Source organism: Cellulophaga sp., from assembly GCF_039943695.1.
Taxonomy (GTDB): Bacteria; Bacteroidota; Bacteroidia; order Flavobacteriales; family Flavobacteriaceae; genus Cellulophaga.
This window is the reverse complement of record NZ_JBDVAA010000225.1, coordinates 1-9,261: the sequence shown is the minus strand read 5'-3', so window position 1 is coordinate 9,261 and position 9,261 is coordinate 1. Positions and strand designations below refer to the sequence as shown.

Annotated in this window: 6 protein-coding genes and 1 pseudogene; 4 read left to right on the top strand and 3 right to left on the bottom strand. The window is 29.8% G+C overall.

The features are described 5' to 3' along the window. Nucleotides 1-70: 70 nt before the first annotated feature. Together ABJD66_RS16945 and ABJD66_RS16940 are read right to left on the bottom strand one after the other, a co-directional pair. A complete protein-coding gene (locus ABJD66_RS16945; protein WP_303542511.1) occupies nt 71-1,276 on the bottom strand; it encodes a DegT/DnrJ/EryC1/StrS family aminotransferase in 1,206 nt (401 codons plus the stop codon). After that, nucleotides 1,273-2,361, bottom strand: coding sequence for a glycosyltransferase family 4 protein (locus tag ABJD66_RS16940; protein ID WP_303542513.1), 1,089 nt, complete (start codon nt 2,359-2,361; stop codon nt 1,273-1,275). The genes ABJD66_RS16945 and ABJD66_RS16940 overlap by 4 nt, the downstream gene beginning before the upstream one ends. A 415-nt stretch (nt 2,362-2,776) precedes the next feature. On the opposite strand from ABJD66_RS16940, the gene ABJD66_RS16935 reads away from it, so the two are divergent. Genes ABJD66_RS16935 through ABJD66_RS16920 form a run of 4 tightly spaced genes read left to right on the top strand, consistent with a single transcriptional unit; the run spans nt 2,777 to nt 8,966 of the window. After that, a complete protein-coding gene (locus tag ABJD66_RS16935) occupies nt 2,777-3,865 on the top strand; it encodes a DegT/DnrJ/EryC1/StrS family aminotransferase (protein WP_303542515.1) in 1,089 nt (362 codons plus the stop codon). Then, entirely contained in the window at nt 3,862-5,793 is a 1,932-nt protein-coding gene (locus ABJD66_RS16930; RefSeq protein ID WP_348133843.1) for a nucleoside-diphosphate sugar epimerase/dehydratase, read from the top strand. Before ABJD66_RS16935 ends, ABJD66_RS16930 begins: the two co-directional genes overlap by 4 nt. Nucleotides 5,794-5,801: 8 nt before the next feature. Next, nucleotides 5,802-6,575, top strand: a complete 774-nt coding sequence (locus ABJD66_RS16925; RefSeq protein WP_303542519.1) for a polysaccharide biosynthesis/export family protein — start codon at nt 5,802-5,804, stop codon at nt 6,573-6,575. A gap of 21 nt (nt 6,576-6,596) precedes the next feature. Next, nucleotides 6,597-8,966, top strand: a complete 2,370-nt coding sequence (locus tag ABJD66_RS16920) for a polysaccharide biosynthesis tyrosine autokinase (RefSeq protein ID WP_348133839.1) — start codon at nt 6,597-6,599, stop codon at nt 8,964-8,966. A gap of 51 nt (nt 8,967-9,017) precedes the next feature. On the opposite strand, the pseudogene ABJD66_RS16915 reads toward ABJD66_RS16920, so the two are convergent. Then, nucleotides 9,018-9,261, bottom strand: a pseudogene (locus ABJD66_RS16915) (histidinol phosphatase); the annotation flags it as partial.

The following is a 9,261-nucleotide window of genomic DNA, read 5'->3' as shown; positions in this document are numbered from 1 at the left end:
ATTAATAATAAAACAGGAAGAAGTATAAAAATACCAATAGAAGATGAAATAAAATCAAATAATCTTTTCATTACACTACTTTTTCAATTGCATTTACTATTTCTTTAGAAATGTATTCTATTTCTTCTGTTTTTAACTGAGGATAAATTGGAAGGGATATTTCATTTTTATATTGATTGTAAGCAACAGGAAAATCATTTATTTTGTATCCCATATTCTTAAATGCGCTTAGCAACGGTAATGGCTGAAAATGTACATTTACAGCAATATCTTTTTCGGAAATTAAATTAATAATTTCATCTCTTTGTGCTTCACTAATGTTCTTTATTCTTAAGGCATAAATGTGACAGGATGATTGCTTATTCTCTGATTTGTAAGGAGGTATAATGGCCCATTTTTTAGAAGAAAAATGCGCATTATAACTTTCAAAAATTTCTACTCTTTTGGGTAAAGTTTCTTTTGAATATGTTTTCATTTGTCCTACTCCAATTGCAGCTAAAACATCTGGCATATTAATTTTTAAACCAGGGTAGATAATGTCATACCTCCAGGCACCTGCCTTAGTTTTTGAAAAGGCATCTTTTGTTTGTCCGTTTAAGGAGTAACACCTCAAAACCCCATATAACTCTTCGTTATTAAAAGGAGATGGCATATTTAAACATATAGCACCACCTTCTGCAGTAGTTACATTTTTTACAGCATGCAAAGAAAAAATAGTTATGTCTGCAAGAACTCCCGTGTTTAAATTGTTGTATGTTGCTCCAATGGAGTGAGCGGCATCAGAAATAATCATAATTCTCCCTAACTTTTCTTGAACGTCGCCATTGGGAGTAAATAGCTTTTTGCTAGTCTCGACGATAGAATTTAATTCGGTATAATCACAAGGCCATCCGGCAATGTCAACAGGTATGATTGCTTTTGTTTTTGCTGTAATAGCTTTTTTTATTTCTGTTGTAGAGATGTTAAAATCATCACTAATATCTACAAAAACGGGCGTTGCACCAGCGTGTATTACCGCAAGTGCTGTTGCAGAATAAGTATACGCGGGTATAATAACTTCGTCTCCAGCTTCTACTCCAAGCCATTTTAAAATTAAAATTGCACCAGATGTCCAAGAGTTAACACATAATACTTCTGGGGCATTAGTTAAATTTTTAATTTGTGATTCTAATTTTTTTACTTTTGGCCCAGTAGTAATCCATCCAGAATCTAATGAATCATTAACTTCTTCCTTGACGTATGAGTTAATTAATGGGGGAGAAAAAGGAATTTTCATGCTATATTTTTATAAAGGTTAGTGTATTCTTTACTTATTACGTTTAGACTAAATTGTTTAACCTTTTTAATAGAATTTATAGCCATTTTGTCAGCTAAATTCTTATCGCTAGTTAAACGTATCATTGCATTTGCAAGTTCTTGTGAGTTGTTTACATTAACAAGTAAACCTTCTTTTTCGTGAGTAACAATTTCTCTTGTTCCTGGGACATTCGTTGTAATCATTGGTAATCCTATAGCAGATGATTCTAGTAATACTCTAGAAAAACCTTCTCTAAATGTTGGGAGAACAAAGCAGTCGGCCTTTAACATATAATCTAAGGCATCAGGTTTCGGTCCAACCCAAGTGACTACATCTTTATATGAATTTAAAATTTCTTTGTTTAATTTTGTCGAATCTTCTTCTAAAGGGCCAACTAATAAGAAATTAAAATTATGCCCTGTTTTCTTGCAAATTTTTGCAGCTTCCAGGTAATTTATTACGCCTTTTTCATATACTAATCTAGCAACAAGTAAGAAGGTGAAATCTATATTTTTTCGCTCTGCTTTTTTGTTAATTTTATTTAAATCAATACCACTACCATATATTAGAGAACTATTCTCTTTAGAAACTAATTTATTTGTTAAAAAGTAGTTTCTATCGTCTTCATTTTGAAAAGTAGTATGTTTTACTTTGTTTTTTATGAATAAGTGAGAGGTTTTGTATAGGAATCTATATATTTTGAATTTAAAAGAATTACCCATAAAAATAGTACCTAAACCAGTTATAGTGCGTACTATTTTTGTATTTAATCCAATAGCAGCTATAGGTAGTAAAAAAGCAGGTTTTGTATCAAACGTTTGTATTATATCAAAAGAATTTTTTTTAATAATTTGCCTGTATTCTATGATCGTCTTAAAATCAGATATCAGATTAAACTTTCTATTAAGATTGTATTTAATAAAGTTAATATTTCTTGGGAAATTATGCTGTTTTGTTCCAAGTATAGTTACATTAAAGTTGTCTGCAATGAGGTGTTGCGAAAGATCAATTCTTTTGTAAGAGTCTTCTCCTCCAACTAAGCAGATATTAATTTTTTTACTCATTATAAATCGTAACTTTTTTTCAAATTTAAATTTTAAAATTAATATTTAAGTATCATTTTAGTTAATTGAATACTATTTTAGTTGAACACCACTTTTATGCTGTTAAACTGACCTTTTTGTATTGGGAAAATTGTTTTTAGTGTTGGTTAATTGATTATCAGTTGTTAATTACAGTATTACATACGTTTTGTATCTTATTGTGGATTATAATTTTTTAAAAAATAAATACATTGGTGTAGTTGTTTGCCGTTAAGCGAGAATAATATTTAGTTTGCCGAAATAAAAAAAAAAATGTATAACAAGGCCTTACTATTATTTAGATTTGTAATTGGTAAATCCCCCAAAGTATTATCTGATTTATTAATTTATTATTTATATGAGTGTTAACAAAAGAATATGGCTTTCACCACCACATATGAGTGGAGAGGAACAGCGCTATATTAATGAAGCTTTTGATTCTAACTGGATTGCTCCACTGGGACCTAATGTTGTTTCTTTTGAAGAGTCTCTTAGAGGTTATATAAATAATGAGATGGATGTTGCTGTTTTTAGTTCTGGAACCGCATCTATACATTTGTCATTAATGTTATTAGGTGTTGGAAAAGAAGATGAAGTTTTATGTCAAAGTTTTTCATTTTGTGCTTCATCTAATCCAATAATTTATTTGGGAGCGACACCAATTTTTGTTGATAGTGAAAGTGGTACTTGGAATATGTCTCCTTTGTTGTTAGAAAAAGCAATAAAAGATAGGTTAAAGAAAGGGAAAAAGCCTAAGGCTATTATTGCGGTTAATCTTTATGGTATGCCTTATATGATTGATGAAATTAATTGTATTGCGCAAAAATATGGCATACCTGTTGTTGAGGATAGTGCAGAAGCATTGGGAAGTGAGTATAAAAATGAGAAGTGTGGTAGTTTTGGAGATTTAGGTATTCTTTCTTTTAACGGAAATAAAATTATAACGTGTTCTATGGGTGGAGCCATTATATTTAAAAATTCAAAATTGAAGGAGAAGGCTATTTTTTATGCGACTCAAGCCAGAGATTTTGCACCACATTATCAACACTCTGAAATTGGTTATAATTATAGAATGAGTAATATTTTGGCAGGTATTGGAAGAGCTCAAATGAATGTTTTGGAGGATCGTATTAAGGCAAAAAGAGGCATTTATAATACCTATAAGAAAGAATTAGAGAAATATAGTAACATTTCTTTTTTAGAAGAGCCAAAAGGCTTTTACTCTAATAGATGGTTAACTTGTATTTTAACTGACTCTTATGAAACTAGAGAATCAATAAGATTAGCTTTAGAGCTTGATAATATTGAATCAAGACCATTATGGAAACCGCTTCATAAACAGCCTGTTTTTGAAAGTTATCCAAGTTATGTTGATGGTACTTCTGAAGATTTATTTGATAGAGGTTTATGCTTACCAAGCGGATCAAATTTATCAAAAGAAGATCAGCAAAGAATAATAGATAAAATAAAATCAGTATTAAAATGATTAAAAATTACTTAAACAACAATGTAACAAGATACGCCTCTAAATGGTTGGTCTTAGCTATAGATGTTGTAGTTATGATAGTAGCTTTTATACTTTCTTATTTAATTAGATATAATTTAACCTTAGAATTTGATGTAGCGCAATTACCATATCAAATTCCAATTGTAGCAGTAGTTGCTGCCATTGCTTTTTTAATTACAGGGTCTTACAAAGGAGTAGTAAGGCATACAGGAGTAAAAGATGTGTATAATATTTTTAATGCTATTTGTTTGTCTAGTATTTTGATGATTTTATTAGTATTAGCTAATAAGAAAATGGATTTATTCAATTGGATAACAATTCCATTGCAAATAATTATTGTACATAGTTTAATTGCTTTTTTAGCATTATCAGCTTCCAGATATTTATTTAAATCTCTATATAATAGCATCATAAATAAAAGCTTACATAATACTAAAAGAGTTTTGATATATGGGGCTGGAGAGTCAGGTATTATTACGCATAGTGCCATAACAAACCATTCTAAGTCAAACGTTAAGGTTGTTGGTTATATAGATAATAATAGTAAAAAAGTTGGGAAAAGTATTAATGGAGTTAATGTTTATGCTAAAAATGATTTAAATGAACAGTTTTTAGTTAATAATAGTATTTCTGAAGTAATATTCTCAATTCAAAATATAAATCCAACTGCCCTTAGAGAGTTGGTTGAGAGTATGGTAGATTATCCTGTTGAAGTGAAAATTGTTCCACCAGTAGAAGATTGGATCAACGGTGAGCTTAAATTTTCTCAGATTAAGCAAGTGCAGATTGAAGATTTATTGGATAGGGCACCAATAACTATTGAAAACTCTAAAATCTCTGATGAGTTAAAAGATAAAGTTGTTGTTGTTACTGGTGGAGCAGGATCTATTGGTAGTGAGCTTGTAAGGCAAATTTGCAAGTATAATTACAAATCTTTAATTGTAATAGATCAGGCAGAATCTGCCCTTTATGATCTACAGCAAGAGTTAAAGCAAAATGGATATCATAACTTTTTTCCTATAGTTGGAGATATTAGAGATAAAAATAGATTAAACTATATTTTTAATGAGCATAAACCTAATATTGTTTTTCATGCTGCAGCTTACAAACATGTGCCTTTGATGGAGTATAATTCTTATGAAGCTATAAAAATTAATGTAGCTGGCACTAAAGTATTGGCAGATTTATCTATGCAACATAATGTAGATAAGTTTGTTTTTGTATCTACAGATAAAGCAGTAAACCCAACAAATGTGATGGGAGGCACTAAGCGTATTGCAGAAATGTATATTAGCTGTATGCAACAAGAAAATAAAACAAAGTTTATTACTACTCGTTTTGGAAATGTGCTTGGCTCTAATGGTTCTGTAATTCCATTGTTTAAAAAACAAATAGATAAAGGAGGTCCTTTGACAGTGACTCATAAAGATGTGACTCGTTTTTTTATGACTATTCCTGAAGCATCTCAATTGGTTTTAGAAGCTGGAGCAATGGGAGAAGGAGGAGAGATTTTTATATTTGATATGGGTAAATCTGTTAAAATATTTGATCTAGCTAAAAATATGATTAAACTTTGTGGTTTAAAGTATCCAGAAGAAATGGATATAAAGATAACCGGACTTAGGCCAGGTGAAAAGTTATATGAAGAACTATTAGCAAACGGAGAAAATACAATGCCAACTTATCATAAAAAAATAATGATTAGTAAGGTTAGAGAATTAGATTATGTGAAAATACGCTCTTTAATAGATGAGCTTTGTGTAAACAATATGTTTTTTAAATCTAACACCGTAAGTCTAATGAAAGATATTGTGCCTGAATTTATTTCTAGCAATTCAGACCTTTGTAAGGTAGATATTGAAAAAGAAAAAAACACTAATAAAGAAATACTAACAAACATTAACTAAACTGAATTATGAAAATTTTTAAATTTATTTCTAAAAAAATAATACCGTTATTTATAGTTGTAATGACCATTTCATGTGCATCAAAAAAGGACGTGGTTTATTTTCAAGATGCTTCCAATTACGAAACTATAGTGAATGAGGATGTTTTTGTTACTAAATTTAAAGTAGATGATTTACTAAGTATTTTTGTATCAGGAATAACTCCAGAAGCAGGAAGACCTTTTAATTTATACAGAGGAGCACAAGAAGGTGGTATTACTCCACAACAAGTTGATTATTTGGTAGATTTGGAAGGTATGATTGATTTTCCTATTCTAGGAAGAATAAAAGTTGCAGGTTTATCTCCAAATGAATTACGAAATCAATTAAGCGAAAAATTAGCATCATATATTAAGGATCCAATTATAAATATACGCTTAAAGAATTTTGAAGTTACAATAAGCGGAGAGGTTAATAGGCCTGGTACATACGCTGTTAATGGTGAGCGTATTAGTATTATGGAGGCATTGGGTTTGGCTGGTGACTTAAGAATAAAAGGACGTAGAGATAATATTTTGGTAATGCGAGATTTTAATGGAGTTCGTAATTACATTAGAATAGATTTAACCTCTAAGGATGCTGTTAACTCTCCTGCATTTTATTTAACTCAGAATGATGTTGTTTACGTTGAGCCTAATAAGTCTGCAATTAATGCATCTAACCAAGATAGTAGAGCAGGTATTATTGTATCGGTAGCATCTGTATTGATAACTTCTACTGTTTTATTAATAACACGTAATTAAATTATTTTATAGATTTACTTAATGAGTTCAAATAATAAAAATTTTCCAAAAGAGTCTTTTGATTTAAAGTCTATAATTTCAACTTATACTAGACATTGGAAGTGGTTTGCTGTATGCTTACTTATTGCTTTTACTATAGCTTTTTTAAAGCTTAGATATTCTGTGCCATTATATAATTCTACAGCTAGAATTCAAATTATAGAAGATAAAACATCAACTTCTGAGTTAAGTGCTTTTCAAGATTTAGAAGTTTTATCTGGTAGTAAAAATAAAGTGGAAGATGAAATAGAAACAATAGTTTCTAGGTCTAATTTTATACAAGTTGTAAAGACATTAAATCTTAATTTTAAAATAGAGACAATTGGTAAAGTCATTAATTCTGAGGTATATAATGAGGCATATCCTTTTACATTAGATTTTAAGGATAAGGACTCTGTTTTATTTAGACAGAAAGGGAGTTTCTATATAAATATAGTTTCTAAGGATAAAATAGGTTTCAGTGATACAGAGGATGAACCTGCAAAAAATCAAGATTTTGGAGGTGAGTTAAAGACAGAAATAGGCAATGTAATCATAAAACCTAAAAGTGATATTATTGAAAAGTATATTGGTTTTAAATATAAAATTTCTTTGACTCCTATAGATGAAGCTGCAGAATATTTTAAAGGTAAAGTGTTAATAGGTCAAATTAAAGAAAAATCGAATATTGTTAATTTAAGTATAGATAGCCCTAATAAGGAAAAGGGTAGGGATATCTTAAATACGCTTATAATGATTTATAATCAGAATGCTATATCTAACCAAAAAATACTAGCAGATAGAACTTCTGAATTTATCAACAATAGAATATCAAAAATATATTCTAGCCTTACAGAGATAGATTCTACTGCAGAAAATTTTATGGAGGGTAGAGGAATTACAGATATTGCTTCCCAGTCTAACTTAAATATGAATATTAGTGCGCAAAGTGAGCAAGAATTACAGGCTACAACCGTGCAATTGGATATTGCTAAGTCAATGGTAAACTCTATATCGAATGAATCTGGTTATGGACTAATCGTGTCAAACTTGGATAATGGTGCCGTGCAAGGTACAGTTAGCAGTTACAATCAATTAGCAATGCAACGTAAAAGATTGTTGGAGAGTACTGGTGAATCACACCCAGATGTTATTCAGCTTACACAGCAGATGAATAGTATGAAAAGTAATATTGTATCTAACTTAAAAAGTGTAGCAAGTAATTATAGTGTAAGAGCAAATAATTTAAGTAAGCAGTTAGCAAAATCTAATTCTAAATTGTACTCTGCAGCTGGTAATTCTAGAGGTTTAAATGAGATATCTAGAGATCAAGATAATATGGCTGCTTTATATCAATATTTAATTAGAAAAAGAGAGGAAGCTCAAATTACTGCAGCTTCCACTAGTCCTAAATGTGATGTTATAGATGCCGCTTACAATTCTAGTAAAGATCCTGTGTCACCCAAAAAAGGTATTGTTTATTTGGCATCTCTAATTTTGGGGTTATTGTTTCCTTTTTCTATAATATACATTAAGGAATTGTTAGATAATAAAATTCATAATAAACTAGACTTGGAAAAGTTAGTTGGTTCAATTCCTGTTTTAGCAGAGATACCAAGTTTGGGTAAAAATCCAGGGTTAGTTAAAAAGAATGATAGATCTGTACAAGCTGAGTCTTTTAGAATTTTACGTACTAATATAGATTATCTAATACAGTCTAAAAACAATAGTAAAAAGAATAACATTGTATACGTTACCTCTAGTGTTTCTGGAGAGGGTAAAACTTTCTTAGCTTCTAATCTAGCACTTATTTTTGCTAATACAGAAAAGAAGGTTTTATTGGTAGGTGCTGATATAAGAAACCCTAAACTGTATACTTTTTTTGATACTTCAGAGGAAAAAGGAAATAAACGATCTAAGAACGTTGGTTTAACGGAGTATTTGACATCAGATATAAAAATAAAAGATATTATTAAGTCTACTGTGCATGGTGAAACAGAGTTAGATATTATTTATTCAGGTAAAATTCCGCCAAACCCAGCAGAATTATTGATGAGTGATAAAATGAAGACTTTATTAGATGAAGTATCTGAGCAATATGACTATGTTATTGTAGATACAGCTCCTATGGTTGTAGTTACAGATACCTTATTAATTAGTAAGTATGCAGATCAGTTACTATATGTTACTAGAGCTGGTTCTACAGAAAATAAAGTAATTCAGCACCCAATTCATTTAAAAGAAGAGGGTAAAATTAATAACCTGAGTTTTATTGTTAATGATGTTCCTGAATCTGATTTAGGCTACGGAGGTAAATATGGCTATGGTTATGGAATTAATAAAAAAAGATGGTGGCATATATTTAAAAAATAAGTGCACATTAATTAACATAAAAAAAGTCCCAGTTTTAACTGGGACTTTTTTTTAACCAAAATTGTAGTTGGTATTTTCTATAATAGGTTTTAACAACTCTATTGTTTTAAGCGGAAGTTTAATCTCCTTTAGGACTTTTAATTGTCTAATATTATGTATGTCAGACCCAATAAAGTTATACATTTTGTTGTCTAATAACTTTAAAGCTGTTTTGTGTACATCTGGACCATAATAATTACACAAAGACAATAGATTTAATTGAAAAAATGTACCAAGCTCCTTATGATAATTGTAA